General features: G+C 62.0%; 19 protein-coding genes. 4 read left to right on the top strand and 15 right to left on the bottom strand.

The genetic code is table 11. The features are described from left to right. Nucleotides 1-8: 8 nt before the first annotated feature. From R1T44_RS11120 to R1T44_RS11090, 7 genes are all read right to left on the bottom strand, one after another. Nucleotides 9-1,736, bottom strand: a complete 1,728-nt coding sequence (locus R1T44_RS11120) for a thiamine pyrophosphate-binding protein (protein WP_192838896.1) — start codon at nt 1,734-1,736, stop codon at nt 9-11. Nucleotides 1,737-1,902: 166 nt separating this feature from the next. Continuing rightward, nucleotides 1,903-2,703 (bottom strand): aldolase/citrate lyase family protein, encoded by an 801-nt coding sequence (locus R1T44_RS11115; RefSeq protein ID WP_317292043.1) that lies wholly within the window; start codon nt 2,701-2,703, stop codon nt 1,903-1,905. A gap of 3 nt (nt 2,704-2,706) precedes the next feature. Beyond that, entirely contained in the window at nt 2,707-3,996 is a 1,290-nt protein-coding gene (locus tag R1T44_RS11110) for a TRAP transporter large permease (RefSeq protein WP_317292042.1), read from the bottom strand. Then, nucleotides 3,993-4,574: a TRAP transporter small permease gene (locus tag R1T44_RS11105; protein ID WP_317292041.1), complete on the bottom strand. Its 582-nt coding sequence runs from the start codon at nt 4,572-4,574 to the stop codon at nt 3,993-3,995. The genes R1T44_RS11110 and R1T44_RS11105 overlap by 4 nt, the downstream gene beginning before the upstream one ends. A gap of 2 nt (nt 4,575-4,576) precedes the next feature. Next, nucleotides 4,577-5,554 carry a TRAP transporter substrate-binding protein gene (locus R1T44_RS11100; RefSeq protein ID WP_043334979.1) on the bottom strand — a complete coding sequence of 326 codons (978 nt, stop codon included), beginning with the start codon at nt 5,552-5,554 and terminating at the stop codon, nt 4,577-4,579. Nucleotides 5,555-5,907: 353 nt separating this feature from the next. Continuing rightward, nucleotides 5,908-7,215, bottom strand: a complete 1,308-nt coding sequence (locus tag R1T44_RS11095; protein ID WP_216060894.1) for an O-acetylhomoserine aminocarboxypropyltransferase/cysteine synthase family protein — start codon at nt 7,213-7,215, stop codon at nt 5,908-5,910. Nucleotides 7,216-7,424: 209 nt separating this feature from the next. Then, nucleotides 7,425-8,330, bottom strand: a complete 906-nt coding sequence (locus tag R1T44_RS11090; protein WP_317292040.1) for a helix-turn-helix transcriptional regulator — start codon at nt 8,328-8,330, stop codon at nt 7,425-7,427. A 295-nt stretch (nt 8,331-8,625) separates the two neighbouring features. On the opposite strand from R1T44_RS11090, the gene R1T44_RS11085 reads away from it, so the two are divergent. Together R1T44_RS11085 and R1T44_RS11080 are read left to right on the top strand one after the other, a co-directional pair. Next, entirely contained in the window at nt 8,626-10,800 is a 2,175-nt protein-coding gene (locus tag R1T44_RS11085; RefSeq protein ID WP_317292039.1) for a TonB-dependent siderophore receptor, read from the top strand. Between the two features lie 65 nt (nt 10,801-10,865). Next, the gene (locus R1T44_RS11080; protein WP_317292038.1) at nt 10,866-11,756 is read left to right on the top strand and encodes an alpha/beta hydrolase; all 891 of its coding nucleotides are present in this window, start codon (nt 10,866-10,868) and stop codon (nt 11,754-11,756) included. A 198-nt stretch (nt 11,757-11,954) separates the two neighbouring features. On the opposite strand, the gene madM is transcribed toward R1T44_RS11080, so the two are convergent. The 4 genes from madM to R1T44_RS11060 all read right to left on the bottom strand — a co-directional run bounded on the left by madM (nt 11,955) and on the right by R1T44_RS11060 (nt 16,684). Further along, nucleotides 11,955-12,716, bottom strand: a complete 762-nt coding sequence (gene madM / locus R1T44_RS11075) for a malonate transporter subunit MadM (protein ID WP_054556957.1) — start codon at nt 12,714-12,716, stop codon at nt 11,955-11,957. Between the two features lie 10 nt (nt 12,717-12,726). Continuing rightward, nucleotides 12,727-13,209, bottom strand: a complete 483-nt coding sequence (gene madL, locus R1T44_RS11070; protein ID WP_317292037.1) for a malonate transporter subunit MadL — start codon at nt 13,207-13,209, stop codon at nt 12,727-12,729. Between the two features lie 267 nt (nt 13,210-13,476). Next, nucleotides 13,477-15,036 carry a malonate--CoA ligase gene (locus tag R1T44_RS11065; RefSeq protein WP_317292036.1) on the bottom strand — a complete coding sequence of 520 codons (1,560 nt, stop codon included), beginning with the start codon at nt 15,034-15,036 and terminating at the stop codon, nt 13,477-13,479. Nucleotides 15,037-15,190: 154 nt separating this feature from the next. Next, nucleotides 15,191-16,684, bottom strand: coding sequence for a malonyl-CoA decarboxylase (locus R1T44_RS11060; RefSeq protein WP_394805778.1), 1,494 nt, complete (start codon nt 16,682-16,684; stop codon nt 15,191-15,193). Nucleotides 16,685-17,072: 388 nt separating this feature from the next. Between R1T44_RS11060 and R1T44_RS11055 the strand changes: the two genes are divergently transcribed. Together R1T44_RS11055 and R1T44_RS11050 are read left to right on the top strand one after the other, a co-directional pair. Continuing rightward, nucleotides 17,073-17,753, top strand: coding sequence for a GntR family transcriptional regulator (locus R1T44_RS11055; RefSeq protein WP_317292034.1), 681 nt, complete (start codon nt 17,073-17,075; stop codon nt 17,751-17,753). Nucleotides 17,754-18,020: 267 nt separating this feature from the next. Continuing rightward, nucleotides 18,021-18,794 (top strand): hypothetical protein, encoded by a 774-nt coding sequence (locus R1T44_RS11050; RefSeq protein ID WP_317292033.1) that lies wholly within the window; start codon nt 18,021-18,023, stop codon nt 18,792-18,794. Nucleotides 18,795-19,050: 256 nt separating this feature from the next. Here the strand turns inward: R1T44_RS11050 and R1T44_RS11045 are convergent, their stop codons facing one another. From R1T44_RS11045 to R1T44_RS11030, 4 genes are all read right to left on the bottom strand, one after another. After that, nucleotides 19,051-19,278 carry a glutaredoxin family protein gene (locus R1T44_RS11045; protein WP_107336525.1) on the bottom strand — a complete coding sequence of 76 codons (228 nt, stop codon included), beginning with the start codon at nt 19,276-19,278 and terminating at the stop codon, nt 19,051-19,053. A gap of 155 nt (nt 19,279-19,433) precedes the next feature. Next, complete coding sequence (locus R1T44_RS11040; protein WP_317292032.1) at nt 19,434-21,137, bottom strand: GMC family oxidoreductase; 1,704 nt, start codon at nt 21,135-21,137, stop codon at nt 19,434-19,436. Between the two features lie 119 nt (nt 21,138-21,256). Continuing rightward, nucleotides 21,257-22,198, bottom strand: coding sequence for a pyrimidine-specific ribonucleoside hydrolase RihA (gene rihA, locus R1T44_RS11035; protein WP_317292031.1), 942 nt, complete (start codon nt 22,196-22,198; stop codon nt 21,257-21,259). A 139-nt stretch (nt 22,199-22,337) separates the two neighbouring features. Beyond that, nucleotides 22,338-22,991 carry a DsbA family oxidoreductase gene (locus tag R1T44_RS11030; RefSeq protein ID WP_317292030.1) on the bottom strand — a complete coding sequence of 218 codons (654 nt, stop codon included), beginning with the start codon at nt 22,989-22,991 and terminating at the stop codon, nt 22,338-22,340. Nucleotides 22,992-23,144: the final 153 nt, after the last annotated feature.

Raw genomic sequence — 23,144 nt, 5'->3', positions numbered from 1 at the left:
CCTGTGACTTACTCGGCTGCGTTGCGCGTGAGGGCATCTTCACGGATGCCGCTGAGCAGCTTGCCCGGGGCGATGCCGTCCGGGTCATAGCGCAGCTCGATCAGGGCCGGCAGACGCTCGCGGTCGGCGAATTCCAGGGCGCGCTTGAAGCTTTCCTCGAAGTCCTCGTCCTTCTCCACCACCTGGCCCAGGCCGCCGTAGGCGGTGACCAGCGCGGCGAAGTCCGGGTTGGTGAAGGTCAGCGCGATCTCGCGGCCCGGGAAGTCGTTTTCCTGGTGGGCGCGGATGGTGCCCCACATGCCGTTGTTGAACACCAGCACCACGACGCCGAGGCGGTACTGCAGTGCCACGCCCAGTTCCTGCAGGTTCATCTGGAAGCAGCCATCACCGGCGTAGCAGACGGCGGGGCGTTCCGGGAATTCCAGCTTGCTGGAGATGGCGGCGGGCAGGCCATAACCCATGGAACCGACGGTCGGGGCCAGCGAGCTGCCCAGGCCACGGAAGCGCACGTAGCGGTGTGCGTAGAGCGCGTAGTTGCCGGCGCCGACGCTGATGCAGCCCTTGCCATCGAGAATGCGGTCGACGGTCAAGCTGACCTTGTCCAGGCTCAGCGGGCCCGGCGACGGCTGCTCTTCCAGCGTGGCCAGATAGGCGGCGCGCGCCTCGCGGGTAATGCCGGACCAGCGCGGGGCGCTATCCGGGGACAGGGTGGAGAGCGCCAGTGCGAAGCCGTTGACGTCGGTATTGATGGCCAGCGTCGGCTGATAGACACGGCCCAGCTCTTCCGGGTCTGCGTAGATGTGCACCAGCTTCTGGGTCGGCACCGGCGACTGGATCCAGCTGTAGCCTTCGCTGGTGGCTTCGCCGATACGGGTGCCGACGGCGATCACCAGATCACTCTCGACCAGCTGCTGACGCAGCGCGTCATGCATGCCCATGCCGACGTGACCGGCGAATTGCGGCAGTTCGGCATCGACGCACTCCAGACGGCGCCAGGCGACACCGGTGGGGATATCGAAACGCTCGGCGAAGCCTTCCAGCGCGACCTGGGCATCGCGGGTCCAGCCGCTGCCACCGACCAGCAGGAAGGGGCGCTCGGCAGTCGCGAGCAGGCGCTTGAGCTCATCCAGCTGCGGCTGACCCGGATAGGTGGCCAGACGCGGGTGCGGCTTGACGTCCGCGACCTGGGCTTCGCCCCACAGGGTGTCTTCGGGCAGTGCCAGCACCACCGGTCCCGGACGGCCGCTGCGTGCCACCTGATAGGCACGCGCGATGTATTCCGGAATGCGCGAGGTGTCGTCGATCTGCGCGACCCACTTGGTCATCTCGCCGAACATGCGGCGGTAATCGATTTCCTGGAAGGCTTCGCGCTCGATGAAGTCGCCCCCGACCTGACCGATGAACAGGATCATCGGCGTGGAATCCTGATAGGCGGTGTGCACGGCGATGGAGGCGTTGGTGGCGCCCGGGCCACGGGTGACGAAGCACACGCCCGGCTCGTTGGTCAGCTTGCCGTAAGCTTCGGCCATGTAGCCTGCGCCACTTTCCTGGCGGCAGACGATGGGCTCGATGGCGCCCTTGTGCTCATTGAGTGCATCGATGCACGGCAGGTAGCTTTCGCCCGGCACCAGGAAGACACGCTTGGTGCCGTGCAGACGGATCTGGTCGACGAGGATCTGCCCGCCATTGCGCAGCGGCAGAGTGGAAGCGGAGGAGGTGTTCGCGGCCTGAGTCATGGGAGTGCTCTCGTTGTTGTTGAGAATTCGGTGTTGAGAATTCGCTGTTGAGAAATCAGTGTTGAGAATTCGGAAGTTGAGAAATCTGTGTTGAGAATTCGGTGTTGAGACGTCGGTACTCTTGACGCGGTAATGAATTCGGTGCGGCGCTCGGCAGGGCAGCGGCTCAGATCTGAGGCGCGGTGCTGTCGACGGGCATCGGGTCAGCGCCGCGAGCGGGCATGAGGTCATAAAGCGCCTCGAGCTGTTCGGGGTAGATGACGCAACGCGCCTGCAGCCCCTGCTGATTGGCCCAGTGCTGGTCGGTGCCCAGCCCGTGCTTCCAGCGCCACGGGCCATCGATGGCCAGCCGGCGATGGGTCTTGCAGGCCTGCGCCAGCCGCTGACGCCACGGCTTGAGCATCTCGGTGATGGCGGCGGGCTGGTCGTGCATCAGGCCCAGATCCGTGGCCAGATCCCCGGTACCGATCAGGGCTCCCAGCAGGCGTGGCGTGTCATCGCCCGCGGCGAGCAGTTCCTCGGCGGCCAGCAGTCCGGCCTGGCTTTCCAGCGTCGCGACGCTCTTCAGACTGCCCCGTGGCAGGCCATGCAGGGCTTCCTGCTCGGCGAGGGCGTCATCCAGCGCGGCCAGCTGGGCGCGTTGCTCGACGGCGGGCAGGAAGATGGCGGCGGGAGTCCCGGTGGGATCGCCCAGGGTGGTGCTGATCAGCTCTGCCAGTTCGTCGCGACCGCCGTGCTCCAGCAGGTTGAGGCGCACGGCCGGCCACACCTTCAGGTCACGGGCGCGTCTGGCGAAGTCGGCGAAGCGACTGATGGCAAGCTTGCGTCCGGCGGCCGGGGTGAACTCTTCGAGATCGACCACGATGGCATCGGCGCCGCTGGTGAGGGCGGCCTGCAGACGGGCAGCGTCGTCACCCGGCACGAACAGCCAGCGCTGGGGAAGCTTGTGGTCCATGGCGGTGGTCATCACTCAGCCCTCCATCAGGTTGGGCAGGAACAGCACGAGTTCCGGAATGAAGGTTATCAGCATCAGCACGGTCAGCATCGCGCCCAGCATCAGGCCCAGCGGGCGCAGCGAATCGCTGACGTTGATGCCGGCGATGCGACAGGCGGCCATCAGGTCGATGCCCAGCGGCGGCGTATTGGCGCCGATGGCCAGGTTGACGGTCAGCAGTACCCCGAACTGCACCGGGCTGATGCCGTATTGCGCCAGCAGCGGCATCACGATGGGTGTCACGATGATGATGATCGCCACGCTTTCCATGAAGGACCCCAGCACCAGCAGCACGGCGGTCAGCAGCAGCAGGACGCTGATGCGGCTGTCAGTGAATTCGCCGATCAGCTGGGCGATGGCCTGCGGCACCTGCTCGTAGGTCAGGCCCCAGGCGAACATGCCGGCCGCACCGATGATCAACAGGATGGCGCCGGTGGTCTCGGCGGTTGCGCGGACGCTGTCCAGGAAGCCGCGCCAGGTCAGGCTGCGATAGACACAGGTGCCGATGATGATGGCGTAGAGAATCGCGGAGGCGGCGGCTTCGGTGGGCGTGAAGACCCCGAAGCGGATACCGCCGATGATCATCACCGGCACCATCAGGGCCGGCATGGCGCTGAGCAGGGCGCGGCGACGCTCGCCGGGCACACGGGCCGCGACACCGCCCGACCAGCCATGCTTGCGTGACATGTAGAGGGCGACGCCGACCAGCGCGACGGTCAGCATCAGGCCGGGGATGATGCCGCCCATGAACAGCTGGCCCACCGAGGTATTGGAGGTGGTGCCGTAGACGATCATCACGATGCTGGGCGGAATCACGGTGCCGATGGAGCTGGCGGTACCGACCAGCGCACTGCTGAAGCCCTTGTCATAGCCGTTGCGGGCCATGGTGGGCAGCAGCATGCTGCCGATGGCGATCACGTCCGCCACGCCGGAGCCGGACAGCGCGCCGAACATCATGCAGGCCAGCACCGCGACCACCGCCAGGCCGCCGCGGATATCACCGACCATCGCCATGCACAGGCGTACCAGACGTTCGGTCAGGCCGGCGCGGTTCATCAACTGGGCGGCGAGCACGAACAGCGGGATCGCCAGCAAGGTGAAGCTTTCCATCCCGGCCACGAATTGCTGCGCCGAGACCATCATGGGCGCGGCACCGAAGGCCAGCAGGTAGAAGAGGGCCGACATCAACAGCGCGAAGGCGATGGGGATGTCGATGAGGATGCCGAGCGCGAATACGCCGAGCAGAGCCAGGGCGCCGAGAGTCATGAGGCATCTCCTTGGCGTGGGGATGACGTGGCGTCATCGGCCAGGGGGTCACGGGAGGTTGCGGTCGGCGTCAGCAGGTGCTCCAGCTGTACCAGTGCCATCGCGGTGCAGCACAGCGGCACGGACAGATAGACGATACCGGCCGGAATCTGCAGCGCGGTGGTGGTCTGACGCATCGTGATGGCGGTCAGATCCATGCCTGCCTTGGCCAGCAACAGCAGCATGATCAGGATCATCGCGTCAGTGATGCGTCCGGTAATGCGCTGGATACGCACCGAGCGCACCAGCAGCGGCAGCAGGCCCGCGCTCAGGTGAGTGCGGTTGCGGGTGCAGGACACCGCGGCCAGCAGGGTGGTCCATACCAGCACCAATTGCGGCAATTCTTCTGCCCAGTGCGGCGGCTGACCCATGACCCAGCGCATGAAGACGGTCCAGATCACCAGTGCCGACAGCGCGGCGACTCCGCTGGCAGCCAGGGCCAGACAGCCCCGGCAGCTCCAACGTGAGAGGGTGATCATCAAGGTACGCACGGCACACAACACGGCCAGCGGCTTGACGGAGGGAGAGGCGGAAGACATCGTTACTCGCCCTTGCGGTATTGCTCGACCAGGCCCATCAGCTCAGGCCCGAAGACGTCGGTGTACTCGGCCCAGACACCCTGCACCTTGGCATTGAAGGGCGCGGTGTCGACCTCGTTGACCTGCATGCCTGCCTCTTCCAGCTTGGCGACCAGCTCGGCGTCATCCTTCTGGGTCATCGCGCGCTGCTTGTCACGCCATTCGTCGGCGCTCTTCTGCACCGCGGCCTGATCCTGCTCGGAGAGCTGGTTCCAGGTGAAGTTGGAGATGGTCAGACATGCCGGTGCCCAGACGTGACCGGTGAGGGAGACGTAGTCCTGCACTTCGCTGAAGGAAGAGGAATAGATGATGGCCAGCGGGTTTTCCTGGGCATCGAACACGCCCTGCTGCAGCGCGGAGTAGAGCTCACCGAAGGACAGCGGCGCCGGGCTTGAACCCAGTGCGGTGAAGGTATCCAGACGCATCTTGTCCGGCGTGACGCGAATCTTCAGGCCGGCGAGGTCTTCCGGGGTGGTGATGGGGCCACGGTTGTTGGTGACGTGACGGAAGCCGTTTTCCCACCACGACAGGATCTTCATGTTGTGCTCGTCAGCGACTTCCTCGAGCGCATCGCCCAGCTTGCCATCGTAGGCGGCGTAGGCGTGTTCGCGGTCCGGCCAGGAGTAGGGCAGCTCGACGATGCCGAAGCGGGCATCCAGCGGCTGGAAGGAGCCACAGCCGATCACGCCAGCCGGCACGCTGCCGATCTGCATGCCTTCCACGACCGTCTTCTCGTTGCCGAGCTGTCCGCTGGGGAAGACCTGGAAATTGACGCGGCCATCAGTGGCCTCGGCGACATCCTTGGCAAAACCTTCCGCAGCGATGTTCCAGCTATGGGTGGGCGCCAGCACGTGGCCGAGCTTGATATCCTGAGCCTGAGCGGCGCTCAGCGGCAGGATAGCGGTAGCGGCAATTGCAGCGGTCAGCAGGGTACGCTTCATCGGGACACCTCTTGGAGTTGTTATCGTTGTGACAGGCGCCTCTGTGTGCGCCTTGACCAAGAGTGTGTTCTGTTCGTGTATTTCGGTAGTTTCGATTTTTTATTCTTGGTATTAACCAGATTTATGCTGAGTCTCGATGGTTCGCCAATCCTGTAGTCCAGTCCTTTTATATACCGTTATATTTCTTTGTTGCCATTGCGGTTCTGTCAGGCCTGGGCGAAGCGGCAGTCATCGGGGTACGCAACACAAGGCGCCCGCGAAGAGGGGTGTCTTCGCGGGCGCTGAGATATCACTGAGGCAGCCTGATTGGCGCCTGAATGGCGCCTGACTGTCGTTTAAGAGCCGCGCTCGGGTCAGGCTACCGCCTTGTCCAGCGCCTGGCTGACATCGGCGATGATGTCGTCGATGTGCTCGATCCCCACCGAGATGCGCACCAGATCCGCCGAGACACCGGCCTTGGCAAGTTCTTCCTCGTTGAGCTGGCGGTGAGTGGTGGAGGCCGGGTGGCAGGCCAGCGACTTGGCATCGCCGATATTGACCAGGCGCAGAATCATCTGCAGCGCATCGATGAACTTGCCGCCGGCGATGCGCCCGGCTTCGGCCTTGTCGTCACCAGTCGCGTCCGTCTTGATGCCGAAGCTCACGATGCCGGAGGCCTTGCCGCCGGTGATCTTCTGGCAGGTGGCGTGATAGGGGCTATCCGGCAGCGCGCCGTAGTTGACCCAGCTGACGCTCGGGTGCTGCTGCAGATACTCGGCCAGCGTGAGCGCATTGCTGCAGTGGCGCTCCATACGCAGGCTGAGGGTTTCCAGGCCTTGAAGCAGCAGGAAGGCGCTCTGCGGTGACAGCGCCGCGCCGGTATTGCGCAGCGGCACCACGCGGCAACGCCCGATATAGGCAGCCGGCCCGAAGGCTTCGGTGTAGACGACGCCGTGGTAGGAGGGGTCCGGCTCGTTGAGAATCGGGAAGCGCTCCTTGTTGGCGACCCAGTCGAACTTGCCGGAATCGATGATGATGCCACCCACGGTGGTGCCGTGGCCGCCGATGTACTTGGTCAGCGAGTGGATCACGATATCGGCGCCGTGATCGAAGGCGCGGCACAGCACTGGCGTGGCGACGGTGTTGTCGACGATCAGCGGCACGCCATGCTGGTGGGCGATCTCGGCCAGACGCGCGAGATCGACGATGTTGCCGGCAGGGTTGCCGATGGACTCGCAGAAGACGGCGCGGGTCTTGTCATCGATCAGTGCCTCGAGGCCGGCGAAGTCATCGAAGGCCGCCATGCGCACCTCTACCCCCTGACGCGGCAGGCTATGGGCGAACAGGTTGTAGGTGCCGCCATACAGCTGGCTGGTGCTGACGATGTTGTCGCCGACCTGCACCAGCGCCTGGATGGCATAGGTGATCGCCGCCATGCCGGAAGCCACCGCCAGCGCCGCGATACCGCCCTCGACGGCGGCCATGCGCTGCTCCAGCACGTCATTGGTCGGGTTCATGATGCGGGTGTAGATGTTGCCCGGCACCTTGAGATCGAAGAGGTCCGCGCCGTGCTGGGTGTCATCGAAGGTGTAGGAGGTGGTCTGGTAGATCGGTACCGCCGCCGCCTTGGTGGTGGCTTCCGAGGTATAGCCGTGATGCAGGGCGAGGGATTCCAGCTTCATGTTGTCAACCGACATGACAGTGTCCTTGTGCGAGAGCGTGGCGAGATCTTGTTGTGTCGTGCTGTTCTTCGTGATGTTCAGTTCGTGCTGTTTTTGCGTACTGTTGTCGTTCGTCCGTATGCGGCTGCGGTCTGCCTGCACCGCCAGCAGGGCGCATGCCGCGACGACGCTCAACATTAGCAACGGGTCATCGCCAAGTCCAAGCGTCGCTACGCCGGCACCACCGGCCGCTGACTGGGCGGCACGCCGAACTGGCGGCGAAAGGCGGTGGCAAAGTTGGCCGCGCTGCGATAGCCCGCCAGTTCGGCTGCGGCTTCAATCGTCAGCTTGCGGTCCTGCAGCAGGTGCGCCACTCGGGTCAGCTGCCGCCGCCGCAGGTCCTGCGCCAGGGTCTGGCCGTAGGCGTCGCGATAGCGGCGCTGCAACTGGCGCACGCTCATGCCCAGCCGCGCCGCCATCTCCGCCTGGCTCAGATAGGCGGCTTCCCCGCTGTGTATCCAGTCTTCCAGCCTTGCCGCCCAGTGCTCGCCAAGCCCTTCGGGAGTCGGATGAGAAAGAGAGGCGCTGGCCGCCAGACATTCGCTGATCACTTCCAGCGCCAATGATTCGATGCCGAGGCGCAGCGCCAGCGTCCCCGGCCGTTGGCGGCTGAATTCCTCCAGTCGCTCGATCAGACGCGCAGACGGCTGCCAGACGTAATGGGCCAGATGCCGCGCCTCGGGCATCAGCTGGCTGGCGCGTGATACCCCCAGATGCAATTTCAGCCACGCCGGCGTCAGCGACAGGATGGTGCTGTGCTCCTGCGTGCCTTTCACGCTCTTGAGCGCGAATTCCGTCACTTCATCGAGGGCGATGCATAGCGCGCGCCCCGGTGCCAGTGCATGGCTGTCCGGGCCGAAACTGACCTTCGGCTCCCCGCGCCACACCACGGCGATCTTGAGGGACGGCTCGATACGGGAGCGAATCATCAGGTCGGCACGTTTGCGCACACGGTTGAGGCGCATGAACAACCCGGGCTGAGCCTCGTGCAGATGCATGTTGCCGATCAGCGCACCATCGCCGGACTGGCCCTCGGCAGGCTCGCACTGGTGGTCGCTGGTCAGGGCGCGCGCCATGCGGTGGACGTGTTCCAGCTCGATGATCCTGGGCCTTGCGCTGTCGCCACGAAGGTTGTCGAGAGGCGCTCTGTCAGAGGACGAGGGGGATGAAGCAGTGGCTTTGGGTAGGAGAGGGGCACCACGTTGTGACCGGACATGCATCTTGTCGCACCTGCAAACATGAAGAAGCGTTCAGCAAAGGTTTTTGCCGTCATTGAGTGCCAAAATGCCCCGTCAATGCATCAAATGCAAATAATTATCATTAGTGGCGACAGGCAGTGAGCACAAGACAATGAGCACGAGGCAAGGGGACATGATGAAGAAGATGAAGACTCGCGGAGGCGTGCTGTGTGGGGCAGGGGCGCGTCGTTTGATGCTCGGGGCCGGCGTGGTGCTGGTCAGCCTGCCGGCGCAGGCGGACGAATCGACGCTGGTGCTGGAGACGCAGCGGGTCACTGGCCTGCGCCTGTATGACATGGCCTCCAGTGAGGAGAATGGTGGCTACAGCGTGGATGCCGCCACGGTGGGCTCCAAGGTGCCGGCCTCGCTGCGCGACATTCCGCAGTCGGTCAGCGTCGTGACCCATGACGCCATCGAGGACCAGAACTTCATCACCCTGGATCAGCTGGCGGCGCGTACGCCGGGCGTGCGGGTGCTGAACAACGACAGTGGCCGCTCGTCCATCTTTGCGCGTGGCTATGAGTACGATGCCTACAGCATCGATGGCCTGTCCGCGCCGATGTCGAGCCTGACGGGCTCGGTGCCTTCGCTGACCGCCATCGATCGGGTCGAGGTCATGCGCGGGCCGTCTGGCCTCTTCAACAGCACCAGTGAGCTGGGCGGCGTCATCAATCTGGTGCGCAAGCGTCCGACCGATACCTTCCAGGGCTCCATCAGCGGCAGCGTCGGCACGCTGGATGACAGAAGCGTCAGCGTCGATATCTCCGGGCCCATCGATGAGCAGGGCCGTATCCGCGGGCGCCTGGTGACCCGCTCCACGGAGCAGGCGCAGTGGGTCGATGACAACGACAACACGCTGAATGATTTCTATGGCGCGCTGGAGATCGATCTTGACGAGAACACCGAGCTGTCACTTGGTGTGATCCACAACACTAAGGACATCACCGTCAATCAGGGTCAGCCGGTGGGCAGCGATGGCGACTTCACCTACGCACGAAGTTCGGCTTTCTATGGCGCGGACTGGAACAGCTTCGAAAGCGACTCCACCGATGTCATCGCCGAGCTGACGCACCACTTCAGTTCGCGCGGCTATGGACGGCTGGCGGCGCGTTACAGTGATCGCAATGCCGATTACGAGTACGCCTACAGTGGCTCCGCGCTCAGTGATAGCGGCGACATGAGCAGTGTCGCGGGCTATGCCGGTTTCACCGATGAGACCTCGGTGAGCGTGGATGCCAGCTACACCCAGGGCTTCGATGCCTTCGGCAACCAGAACGAATTCGTGGTCGGGGTCGACTACAAGACCTCAGAAGCGGACACCACCGCGGCGCGCACCAGCGACCTGACCGGCTCCAGCGCCAGCATCAGCGAGCTGAACAACCTGGCCTATGTCGACATTCTCGGCAACGCGCGTGACGGCGTCAGTGGCTACAGCCTGTCGCGCACCAAGACCACCCTCGAAGAACAGGGCCTGTACGGCAAGGTGACGCTGCGTCCCGTGGCGCCGCTGGCCGTGATATTGGGCGCGCGGGTCAGCCATTTCTCGGCGGATTCAGAAGACAAGATCAATGGCGGCAGCAGCGACATGCAGGACACGGCTGTCACGCCCTACGGCGGACTCGTGTACGACCTGGACGCCGATCACTCCGTCTATGCCAGCTACTCCAAGGTCTTCGAGCCTCAGACCAGCGAAGGCGAGGACGGTGACCTGATCGACCCGCGGGAAGGCGAGCAATACGAGATCGGCATCAAGGGCAGCTATCTGGATGGCGCCCTCAATGCGCGCATCAGTGGCTTCCAGCTGACCGACAGCCACCGCGCGGCATCCTCCACTGACAGCAGCGTCGATTACTCGGTGGATTCCGGCAAGATGCGCATCACCGGTGCGGAGCTTGAGCTGGCCGGCAACATCACGCCGCAGTGGGATGTCATCTTCGGCTACACCTACATGGACTCCGAAGTGCTGGAGGCCGGCAGCTCCGATGCCCTGTTGATGCTGATGCCCAACAACATGGTCAATCTGTGGACCCAGTATCGCTTCGAAGGCAACCTGCTGGACGGCGTTTCCGTCGGTGCCGGCATGACGGCGCTGAGTGACTTCGACAACACCCAGGGCACCATCCATGCACCGGGCTACGCGGTATTCGATGCCATGCTCGGTTATCAGTTCACGCCACGACTCAGCGGCCAGCTGAACGTCTACAATCTGTTCGACCGCGAATATTACGTGCGCGCCGGTTCTGCCAGTGTCTTCAACTTCGTGGGACGCCCGGCCAGCGCCGTCGCGACCATGAAGTATGAGTTCTGATGGTGGCTCTCGGATTGCGTGCACGCATGAGGCTTTTCGCCCGGCTACAGGCATGGGGGCTCATCATGCTGACATCCGCTACTGTCGGCTTGCCGGCCCTTGCCATGACTCACGCCACTGATGAGGCGCTGGCAGGCACCACGACCTCCTTCACCCAGCATTCGCGCCTCACGGGGCACGACTATCTGATCCAGGTGGCATTGCCCAGGGTTGCGCCGCCGCAAGGGGGCTATCCCGTGCTGCTGGTACTGGACGGCAATCGCCATCTCGATCTGTTCACGGCGGCGCGAGACATATTGGGGCGTCGCGGCTTTGACAAGGCACCGGCGAACCTCGCCATCGTCGCGGTCGGCTATGCGGGCAGTGACGAGCAGGCAGCGGCGACGCGCGCCACCGTCACGACACTGCGCTACCAGGACTTCACGCCACCGCTCACCAGCGGCACCGCACCTGAAGGCACGGGTGGCGGGGCGCAGTTTCTGGCCTATCTGACGCAATCCTTGCCGCCTGAACTGGCCTCACGCTATCCGCTCGATCTCGAACGTCCAGCGCTGGTCGGTCACTCGCTTGGCGGCCTGTTCGCGCTCCATGCCCAGCAGCAACAGCCAGAAGCCTTCGGCGCGATCTTCGCGATCAGCCCATCGCTGTGGTGGCTGCAGGAGAATGACCAGGCCAACTGGCCGCTGCGTCTTGCCTGCTCCGAGGCGGCGGGCCCGGTGTTGATTGCCGCTGGCGGACGCGAGCAATCGCCGCAGCCACAGCGCAATGACCCAAAGCGGGACAGGCTGCGTGTCCAGCGTGCGATGATCGACAACGCCCATGCCTATGCCCGCCAGTTGGGCGAGCGCTGCCCGCAGATCGAGGTGCAATGGCGGCGTTATGCAGGCGAAGACCACGGCAGCGTGATGTGGCCCGCCGCGCGCTCGGTGATGGAAATGTTGTTGGGGGAGCGCTGATCAGGCTTGCCTGCGCGAAAGTGCGAAAGCGCGTGCGTGCAGTTGAAAGGAAGCAGCTAGACAGTAAAGACACGACGGCGGCATCAGCGTGGGACGTTTTGTCCTTGCTGATGCCGCCGTCGTCTTGTTTCAGCGCTTGTTTCAGAGCAGCTTGTGTCAGAGCGGTCTGTAACAGAGCGGTCTGTAACAGAGCAACGCTTACATCACCGCACGTACCGCCAGGAACAGCACCGTCGGGGCGAGCAGAATGCCCAGGCCGGTATAGAAGGTGGCCGTCATCGCACCATAGGGCACGAGGCGGGCATCGGTGGCGGCGAGACCGGCCGCGACGCCGCTGGTGGTGCCGATCAGGCCGCCGAAGATCATCGCGGAGCGGGGATTGTCGAGCCCGATCAGGCGCGCCGTCATCGGCGTGGCGACCATGGTCAGAATCGACTTCACCAGTCCGGCCGCGATCGACAGCGCGACCACTTCGGAGCTGGCCCCCAGGGTGGCACCGGTGACCGGGCCGACGATGTAGGTGACCGCGCCCGCGCCGATGGTGGTGATATCGACCGGGTCGGTATAGCCGAAGGCGATGGCGACGCCCCCACCGGCGATGAAGGAGATCAGCACGCCGACGAACAGCGCCACGACCCCGCGGAAGCCGGTCTGGCGGATTTCCTTCAGGTTGACCCCGTAGGCGGTGGCGATGATCGCGAGATCACGCAGCATGCCGCCGCCCATCAGGCCAAGCCCCGAGAACAGCGTGACATCCGAGAGCCCCTTGCTGCCGCCGGTGGTCGCGCCGCCCACATAGGCCAGCACCAGGCCGAGAATGATGGCGATGGCGGAGCCGTGCAGCTTGCCGTGGGTCAGGTTGTTGCTGATCCAGTAGGCGACATACATCGCCAGGCCGATCACGGCGAAGGCGGCGACCAGATGATACTTGTCGAACAGTTGGACGAGTGACTCGATCATGGTTCAGCCCTCAGTGTCTGTGCGCAGGAGTGGAGGAGGTTTGGCGGCTGCGGTCCAGCACCGGCGCACCCGTCGTCACTGAGGTTCTGGTCGGCGTATAGCGGGTCTCGCCGGCGAGCGGGTCATCTTCCAGCGCATTCTCGGGACGCTTGCCGGTCAGCAGCGGCACGAGGGCCAGCCCCAGCACCACGGCCAGTACGCCCGCCACCAGCGCGACCATGCCGCCGCTGAAGGCCGCGACCACGTTCTGGCTGGCGGCCATCGCGACCACGATGGGGATGTACATCGCGTTCCAGAAATTGATGCCGCTGGCGGTACTGTCGGCCATCTTGCCGCGGTCCTTGAGCACGCCGGTAATGAAGATGAGCAGCAGCATCGCGATGCCGACGCCGCCGAGATTGGAATCGATATTGAGCATTTCTCCGAGCAGATCACCGATCACGAGACCGGCCATCATGCACCCTGCGAGCAGGGCAACTCCGTAGATCACCATGGCGTAATACCTTCTTGTTGTTGTGGAGAAGTGGTGGTGAATCAGTGTGGCGTCTTGTCGTCTTTCTGATGTATCTAACTTATCTCTTTCTCCAGGTTGGCTAGCCTGGCTTTACGTGTCTTGTGTCTGACTATTGCGCGTCCTTTGCCTGTCCTTTGTCTGTCCTTGGCAGGGCTTGAGGGTGAGTTAACCCACCGGCATGACGTGATGGCGTCACGCCATGCCGCTGGCACGAATGTATCGGGGGTCAGGCCTGGCTGTGGTGGCTCAGCCGTGTGAGCGGGCCGGCTCAGGTGCGAACAGCTCGGCATACTCCTCGCGCAGCTGTTTCTTCTGCACCTTGCCCATCACGTTGCGTGGCAGGCTGTCGATGAAGAACACGCGCTTGGGCTGCTTGTAGCGGGCCAGCTTGTCGCTGAGGGCGACCAGCACCGCCGCTTCATCGAGACTGTCCTGGTGGCCGGGCTGCATCACCACCACCGCGCAGACGCCTTCGCCGAAGTCAGGATGTGGCACGCCGAACACCGCCGATTCGTTGACGCCGGGCATGTCATCGATCAGCAGCTCCACCTCCTTGGGGTAGATGTTGTAGCCGCCGGAGATGATCAGGTCCTTGTCGCGGCCGCTGATGCACAGATAGCCATCGGCATCGATATGGCCAAGATCACCGGTGATGAAGAAGCCATCCTCGCGGAATTCGCTGGCGGTCTTCTCCGGCATCTTCCAGTAGCCCTTGAAGACGTTCGATCCACGCACCTCGATCAGGCCGGTCTCGCCGCGCGGCAGGATGGCGCCTGTCTCGCGGTCGGTGACGCGCACCTCGCTGCCGGGCAGCGCCATGCCCACCGTGCCCGGACGACGCTCGCCATCATAGGGGTTGGAGGTGTTCATGTTGGTCTCGGTCATGCCGTAGCGTTCGAGAATCGCGTGGCCGGTGCGTGCGCTGAATTCGCTATGGGTCTCGCTGAGCAGCGGCGCGGAACCGGAGACGAACAGGCGCATGCTGGCGGTCGTCTCGCGGTTGAGGCGCTCGGATTCCAGCAGGCGCGTATAGAAGGTCGGCACGCCCATCAGCACGCTGGAGCGCGGCATCAGATCGAGAATCTGCTCGGCATCGAACTTGGGCAGGAAGGTCATCGAAGCGCCGACGGTCAGCACGATATTGCAGGCCACGAACAGCCCGTGGGTATGGAAGATGGGCAGGGCGTGGATCAGGTGGTCGTCCGCGCTGAAGCGCCAGGCCTCGGCCAGTGCCTGACAGTTGGAGGCCAGGTTGGCTTGGGTCAGCATCGCGCCCTTGCTGCGTCCGGTGGTGCCGGAGGTATACAGAATGGCGGCAAGATCATCGGCGGCGCGTGGCTCGACCTCGTGGCTCGCGCTGCACTGGCGGGCCTGTTCCATCAGGCTGCCGTCCTGCTCCGTACCGAGGCTCTCGATGCGCGGCACGCCGCATTGCTTGCCGAGTTCGCGTGCCGTCTCCAGCACCTTGGGCTGGCAGACATACAGGTGCGGGCCGGCGTCGCCCAGGAAGTAGCGGATCTCCTCACCTGTGTAGGCGGTGTTCAGCGGCAGATAGACCGCCCCGACCTGCAGGCAGGCCAGATACAGGATGACGGTCTCGCAGCTCTTGTCGATCTGCACCGCGACGCGGTCGCCCGGTGCCACGCCCAGCTCGCGCAGGGCACTGGCCATCTGGCCGGCGGCGGTGCGCGCCTGGGCAAAGGTGTAGCCGTGGCCTTCGACGGTATCGAGGAAGGTGGTATCCGGGCGCTCATCGAAGTTGCGCGCGAATTGCAGATAGAGGTTGTCGTGGTTGGCGTGAGACATCATTGGCTCCAATGGCGTTGTTCTTGTAGTGAGGTGTTGTCTTGTCATGAGACGTCATTGACGCAAAGCGAGAGACGTCGTGGTCAGGTGTGCTCCGGCAGGCGGCGTGCCTGCCGAGCGACTCATTCTTCGAGCGACTTATTTTTCGAGCGGCTTATTCTTCCAAAGACTCAGGCGCTTGCTTGCTGTCGTTGGCATCAGCAGCCGACTTCGGCGCGGGCGGCTGTTCGGCTGCTTTTGATGGCAGTGGTGAACTGGATTGGGCCGAACTGGACAGGGAATCGGTTTCCTTTTTAGTTTCGCGCCTGGGGACCTTGGCCAGTTCCTTGTTGGCTTTCGACTCCTTCTTGACCTCGCTGCTGCACACCACGCTGTCGTTGCGGCTGAAGGCCTCGTGGTTCTGCTCGATACGGTGCGGCTCGTAGAGGTAATTCACCATCAGGCCGTGGGCCTGCTGGCGGCCATTGGGCGAGGTGTCGCCGGGCCAGTTGAGGCGATGCAGGCTGGCACCGTTGCCGAGGTGGAAGCGGGCGACCGGGTCCATCGGCTGGCCGCTGCGATGCTTGACGTTGACCAGATAGTGGGCGGCGAGGGCACGCAGCTCCGGCGCCATCTTCTGCTGGGCTTCCTCGTCATTCATCCAGTCATCGTGCTGCAGGTGATGGGCCAGCAGGTCGGAGACTTCCAGGCCTTCCTCGTCACGTGCACGTTCGAGCCACTGACTGAAGCCGGGCACCGGCGAGAGGGTGACGAAGCGGCTGAGATTGGGCAGTTCACGTTGCAGCTCCTGCACTACTTGCTTGATCAGGAAGTTGCCGAACGAGATGCCTTTCAGGCCCTTCTGGCAATTGCTGATGCTGTAGAAGACGGCGGTGTCCGCCTCGCGCTCGGTGGTCTGGCCGCTGTTGGCGAGCAGATGCTGGATGTTGTTGGGCACGCCCTTGCACAGCGCTACCTCGACGAAGATCAGCGGTTCATCGCCGATGGCCGGGTGGAAGAAGGCGTAGCAGCGGCGGTCCTCGGGGTCGAGACGCCCGCGCAGGTCGCTCCAGTCCTGGATGGCATGCACCGCCTCATAGCGGATGATCTTCTCCAGCACCGCCGCGGGGGTGTTCCAGTCGATGGCCTCCAGCATCAGGAAGCCACGATTGAACCAGGAGGCGAACAGATGCGCGAAGTCGGCATCCAGCGGTTTGAGCTCCGGGTGCTGCTTGATGAGCTTGAGCAGGTCGGCGCGCATGCGCACGATTTCATAGGTGCCGCCGGGGCACAGGTTCAGACGGCGCAGCAGCGATTGGCGCCTGGGTTCGCTGGCGGCGAATAGCGTGCTCAGGTTGGCGTTGTCGGGGGATTCACGATAGGCCGCATAGGCGGCGTGAATACGTGCTTCATCGGCGGCGTAGTGCTCGGCCAGCACATGGAAGAAGGCGAGGCGCTGCTCGTGGTCCAGCTGCTGATAATCCTCAAGCGCCCGCTGGGCCATCATGATGCGCGAGGCTTCACCGCTGCTCTCGGTGAGGTTGTGGCAGCTCTCGGTCAGGCGGGCGAGGGCGGTGTCTTCATTGCCGGCGCCTGGCGAGAGGCCGACCTGCTGGCGGGCACGCTGGCCGACATGGGTCAGCAGATCCTGCAGAAAACTCAGATTGATGTTCATGGCGGTCTTCCTCAAGGCGCGAGACGCGAAGCTGCGATGATGGGGTCATATCCATTGCTCAGTATGGCGTCTGAAACTTGAATATTTGGCTTCGTCTTGTTGTATACAACAGATAGGCGTCTGGTGTGTTAGCGTCAAGTCCTGGCATGCCAGACACGACTAAAGTCAGTTTCCTGCGCGGCCACTTCCCCTGTTCAATGAAGGCAAGGGGACGAGGCAGCGACTGGCCTCATAGCCGGTTGGCATGTCTGTGAGGGGATTGAGGTGGAGGTCGGCAGGGATTGGCGCCATCGTCACCGCAACATGGCCGCAAGGCATCAGCACCAGTGCTCAGCATCAGCACTCAGCATCAGTGCTCAGCATCAGTAAAAGGACGCCGCAGATGATCAAGATGTCCCACACCCAGCGCCTTCGCGATCTGCTCGAAGATGCCATCGTCGAAGGGCGCTTCCCGCCGGGGACCAAGCTCGATCCCGAGGCCCTGGGGCGCGAGTACCAGTGCTCACGCACGCCGATCCGCGAGGCGCTGCAGCAGTTGGCCGCCTCCGGCATGGTGAAGGTGGTGCCCAAGCGCGGCACCTTCGTGACGCAGCTGGGGGTCTCGGAGCTGGTGGAACGCTTTGAAGTCATGGCGGAACTGGAAGCCATGTGCGGTCGACTCGCCGCGCGGCGCATCACCACGCAGGAGCTTTCTGAACTCAAGGACGCCCACGCCGCCTGCCGTGAACGCCTGGAAGCCGACGACGCCAATGGCTACTACTACGAGAACGGCCTCTTTCATCACTGCCTCTACCGCGCCAGCCACAACGCCTTCCTCACCGAAGAAGCTACGCGCCTGCACGCCATCCTCAAGCCATACCGCCGCCTGCAACTCCACGTCCGCCATCGCATGCACAGCTCCTACGCGGAACACGAAGCCATCGTCGCCGCCATCGAAGCCGGCGACGCCGTTGCTGCCGAGCAAGCGCTGAAGGATCACGTGCATATCCAGGGGGAGAGATTTACCGATCTAGTGGCGAATATTGAGCGGCTGCATGAGGTGGGATTACATAATGTACCTTGATCTGTATAATGAGTAACTTTGATTTTATTTTGTTATAGAGATTCTATTTAATTTTAGCTATAAGTGATTGTATATGCTTATGTTGTATTAGGGGCCACTTTGGATGTGGGGCCGAATGCCATGACATATAGAAGCATATAATATATTAGGATGTATGAAAGGTTTTCTGTAAGTATTACCCAAAACCTGAGATATTTGATGACCTCGTGTTTTAAGTTATTTTCTGTTTGTCTGTAAAGTTATACTATCTAATAGTGGAGGTTGGGGATGAGTTATATAATTGCATTCGTTTCTTTTTCTGAAAGCTCTAAAGAATTTCCTGTCCAATGTTTTCGTACTGACTTGAAAGCTGGTGATGAGGTTATAGTTAGAAGGGGAGATGGAAAGTTAAGATTTGCTCGAATCGCACAGCTTAGATATTTGAACTGGGACTGTAATGGAAGAATTGAATGTCGAAGAGAAGAAATAGCCTTAGATTATAGTGGAAATATCGTTCTTCCTAAAAAATCACCTGTACACATAGGAGTATCGACTCCTTATGCTTTTGCAAAATCCCTTAAAGATTTGGGGTGGATGTCATGTAAGCTCAGAAATAAAATGTATAGAGCGGCTTTTGCAAAAACTAATGATGCTAATGTTGCATATATACTTCATAGAAAAAATGGAATAGATATCCAGATTATTTCAAAGAAAGAGCATGGGGAAGTGACCTCTTATGGTTTTTACGATAAGACACTACATGATGGGGAAGTTGTTAGACACTCTTTGCCCCATACAAAATTCAACTTGTTTGAGGGTGTGCTTCGATTCGCAAAAAGCTTTAGTAGTAATGAAGAAGACCTCAGTCGCTATTTTGTCCCTCAAGGCTCGGCAGACAAAAGAACGGAAGAGCTAAAGAGTAAAGCGAAAAAATTAGATTCGTATGATAATGAAATGCAAGATATCTATGATGCATGTTCAGATGGAGCTGGCGGCCCTGCATACTTAGGTGATGGTATGTGGATAGGATCTGAAGGAAAGCTATATGATTGGGGTAGATAAGGTGGGGACAGAACTTATATTCTAGAGTGTTTGGTTTTTATGTGTGGTTAGTTCTATTGTTAGATAGTTTAAATTGTTGGCGGGATGATAATTCTTGCGCTATTGTAAAATCTCATATTGAAGCGATCGAGATTCTTCTAATGGTATAATAATCTTCTTCCAATGTAGTGCTATATCCACGCTGTGCATAAGGTGTATGAGTATTGCGATATATTTAAAATGCAGGAGATGCTGTCGCTACTGAAAGCTCCCGCGCTCAACCCTTATACAACTGATTGAAGCCTTTCACGCTGAACCCCTTCAGGAACTGATCACCAATCTTCAGGACAGGCACGCTGCGAAAGCCTGTCTTGGCGAATTCCTTCTGTCCCGCGGGGGATCGGACGTCCACCAGGCGGAAGCCGATCTTCTGCTGCTCCAGATACTGCTTGGCTGTCTTGCAGTGTGGGCAGTTCGCCATGGTGAAGAGTGACACCCGTTTCATTGCTGTGCTCCCGTGTTGATCGATCCCGCGCGTTGCACGCACATCGCCTGAGTTGCTGGCGGGCAATGATACCAGCCGTCGTTCTCTCTCTACACCAGCACCTCTTGCACTATCACTTCATGCACCAGCACTATCCACATCGGGCGTTGTGAAGGTCAGTCCTTGCGTGGGATATGGCTCATCGCATGTTCCGCCAGTGCGGTGATGGTCAGGCTGGGATTGACGCCCAGGTTGGCGGCGAGCATCGAGCTGTCGCAGATCAGCATGTTGCGGTAATGGAAGACGCGATTCTGCCCATCGCAGACGCCGTCCTCGGGGGAGGCCGCCATGGCCGCGCCGCCCATGCAATGCGCTGTGGTCGGGATGTTGAAAAGTATCTCGGGGATGCTGCTGCCGGGGATGGCGCCGATGGCCTCTGCGCCACGCGTGACGAAATCATTCGCCTCGGGGATGAAGGTCGGGATGCGCTTGCCCTCGGTGACCAGCGCCTTGCGCAGCGGCCAGTACCACAGGCGTTTCAGTGTCATGTTGAGGTGGCCATCCGCCGTCTGCATGCACAGAAAGATGATCGTCTCCTTCGCGAAGCCCCACGGCAGCTGGAATTTCAGCGCGCGGCGCGGATTGGCTACCACCACTTTCGCCATGGCCTTGAGCCACGAGAAGGGGCGCGTCCAGCCGGGCTTGCCCCTGGCCATCGCGGTGAACAGCAGCCCCATGAAGTCGGAGCCCGCCGGATAGCGCGTGGCTTCGATATGGGTGTGCTCATCGATATGAATGCCGGAGCCGATGGCGATGCCCTTGGACATGTCATCGTGACTGTACGGCATGCGACAGCTGATCAACGACTCCGCATTGGTACGCACCCGCTTGCCCAGCGCGTTCGAGATGTTCGGCAATGAGCCCTTGTCCCTGAGGTGGAACAGCAACTCCTGGGTGCCGAGCGACGAGCCTGCGAAGACGATGGACTGACAGGTGACACGGCGCTTGCCCAGCCCGAGATAGAGCCCGGCGAAGGTGGAGGGCACCGTCGTCACCACATAGCCATCGGCCCCATCCACCTTGCCATTGAGCGGCACGACATCGATCACCTTGGTCTCGGCGTGCACCTGGGCACCGTGCTTCTCGGCCAGATACAGATAGTTCTTGTCGAGGCTGTTCTTGGCGCCATGTCGGCAGCCCATCATGCAGCCCCCGCAGCCGATGCAGCTGTGTCTTTCAGGGCCTTCGCCAGCGAAGTAGGGGTCTGCATGCGCGCTACCGGCAGCCGACGTGGCGCTTTCACCCTCGGGGCCGAAGAAGATGCCGACCTCGGTGGGGTACCAGGTGTCTTCGCAGCCGGCGACTTCCGCCATGCGTTTCAAGTGGTGATCCGCCGGCGCGATGATCCGATTGGTCGTCACTCCGAGCATCTGCTTCGCCGTGGCGTAGTGCGCCGGCATCACCGCATGCCAGTCATTGAGCCCCGCCCACTGGCCGTTGTCCCACACCCTGTCGGGCGGCACCAGCAGCGTCTGCGCATAGGTGATGGAGCCGCCGCCCACCGCGTTGCCATGCAGCACGATGACATGGCGGAAAAAGCTCATGGTGAAGAAGCCGCGCAGCCCCAGCATCGGCCGCCACAGCCAGCGACTCAGCCGCCAGTTGGAGCGGGGCATGTTGTCCGGTGTCCAGCGCTTGCCCTGTTCCATGACCGCCACGCGATAGCCTTTCTCGGTCAGGCGATGCGCGCACACCGAGCCGCCAAAGCCCGAGCCCACGATAAGGTAGTCGTAGCTGTGTTTATGGCCGTGCTTATGCTCGTGCTTATGGACGTGCGCCTGTTGCGGGGTGTCACTGGCGTGGCGATCGGTCTCTGACATGGCGGCTCTCTATAGGGAAGCGCTGCTCTCAGCAGGAAAGACCCCCTCGCACGGCGCTGGCTGGGCGACTGCCTTCTGGATGCTGGCGAGCGGGCTAGCGAGGGGGCTATCTAGGGGGGCTAGCGAGGGAAATGCTGCGCCAGCTGCCGGACGATCAGCTCGACGAAGCCCTGGCGGTCGATCTCGAACAGCACCCTGGCGTTGTGCGGCTTGCCGGTGAGCTGATAGCGGTCCACCACCGTCATGCCCTGGGTGTGCTCGCCCTGTGTCTCGACGCCGACCCAGCACTCCACCGTGGTGAACAGCTCAGGCGCCAGCAGCCAGGCGATGGTGCAGGGATCATGCAACGGCGCGCCGTTGAAGCCCCACTTCGGGTCGCGATGGTAGATCATGAAGAAGTCGAGCAGCTCGGCGACACACTGGGCGACGGGATTGTCGATGGCGCGGATGCGCTCGATGTCCTCATCCATGATCTGCGCCTGATGGGTGACATCAAGCCCGCACATGACGATGGGCAGGCCGGACTTGAACACGATGTCGGCGGCTTCGGGGTCGACGAAGATGTTGAACTCGGCGGCGGGCGTCCAGTTGCCGACACCGGCCGCGCCGCCCATCAGCACGATGCTGTCGATGCGCGAGTGAAGCTCAGGGTAGGCTGCGAGAAACAGCGCGATATTGGTCAGCGGGCCAGAGGGCACCAACGTGACCTTCTGCTCACAGGCGCGAACCTTCTCGGCCATCAGCTCGATGGCGCTCTGGGTGACGGGGGCAAAGCCGGGGTCTGGCAGTTCAGGGCCATCCAGGCCACTTTCGCCATGCACGTTGTCGGCGATGATCAGCTCGCGCGCCAAGGGCTTGGGCGCACCGCCCGCCACCGGGATATCGTGGCGGCCCAGCAGGGTGAGCACCCGCAGCGCATTGTTGAGCGTCTTGTCGGGCGTCTGATTGCCGGCGCTGGTGGTGACGGCCAGCACCTCAAGTTCAGCAGCGCTGAGGGCCAGAATCAGCGAGATGGCATCGTCGTGGCCGGGATCGCAATCGAGAATGATGGGGCGCGGCATGCAGCAGTCCTTGTCGTGAGTCGTCTTGTTGTCGTGGCTTGCCTCTATAAGCTTTTCCTTTATGCCTGAACGCAAAACGACACGCCATCCTTGCGAAGGGCGTGTCGTCTGTCAGGGCAATCGGGTAATGCGGGGCGGATCAACCCGCCTGCTGGGCACGCGCCTCGTTGAGCATCTGCACCAGCACTTCCACCGGCTGCGCGCCGGGCACGTAGTACTGGCCGACGATGGTGCTGGGCACCGACTGGATACCGGCGTTGCGCAGCGCCTCCTGCTGGGCGGCGACTTCCTGCTCGCCCGCGTCGGATTCAAGGAAGGCCAGCGTCTGCTCGATGCTCAGGTCGTCATCGTGCTGGCTTGCGATCTCGGCCAGCACCTGCCGGTCACCCACGTCCTTGCCATCGTGGAAGTAGGCGCTGAACAGGGCTTCCAGCAGCGGGCGCTCCGCCAGGCCCTTGGATTGCTGGCGCCAGACGATGCGCTGGGCATCGGTGGAGTTGGGCGTGCGCTCCATCAGGGCATGACGGAAGGTGACGCCACTCTGCGCGCCGGCCTGGGCCACCTGGGCATCGAGTTCCGCGCCGCGCTCGACACTGCCGAACTTCTGCGCGCGGTAGTCGGCCCGCAGCATGCCTTCACGCGGCACCCACGGATTGAGCTGGAAGGGCAGGTAGTTCACGCGCACCTCATCCTTGAAGTCGAGTTGCGCGATGGCATCATCGAGATGGCGCTTGCCGATCCAGCACCAGGGGCAGACCACGTCGTAGGCGACCTGGATATCGAGCTGTGACATCGGGATTCTCCTGCTGATCTCTCATGCGCTCTTCACTACAGCGTGAAGGCCACCGTGAGAGCACGTCGAAAAGTTACGTCGCGAAAAGTGTACGTCGAAACAAGCACGTCGAAATGATTTTGAGCAATCGCTCACCAGTGTCCTGCCATCCTA

The sequence above is a fragment of the Cobetia amphilecti genome, from assembly GCF_032923285.1.
Taxonomy (GTDB): domain Bacteria; phylum Pseudomonadota; class Gammaproteobacteria; order Pseudomonadales; family Halomonadaceae; genus Cobetia; species Cobetia amphilecti.
Note: the sequence above shows the minus strand (reverse complement) of the source record. Positions and strands in the feature narration are given on the sequence as shown.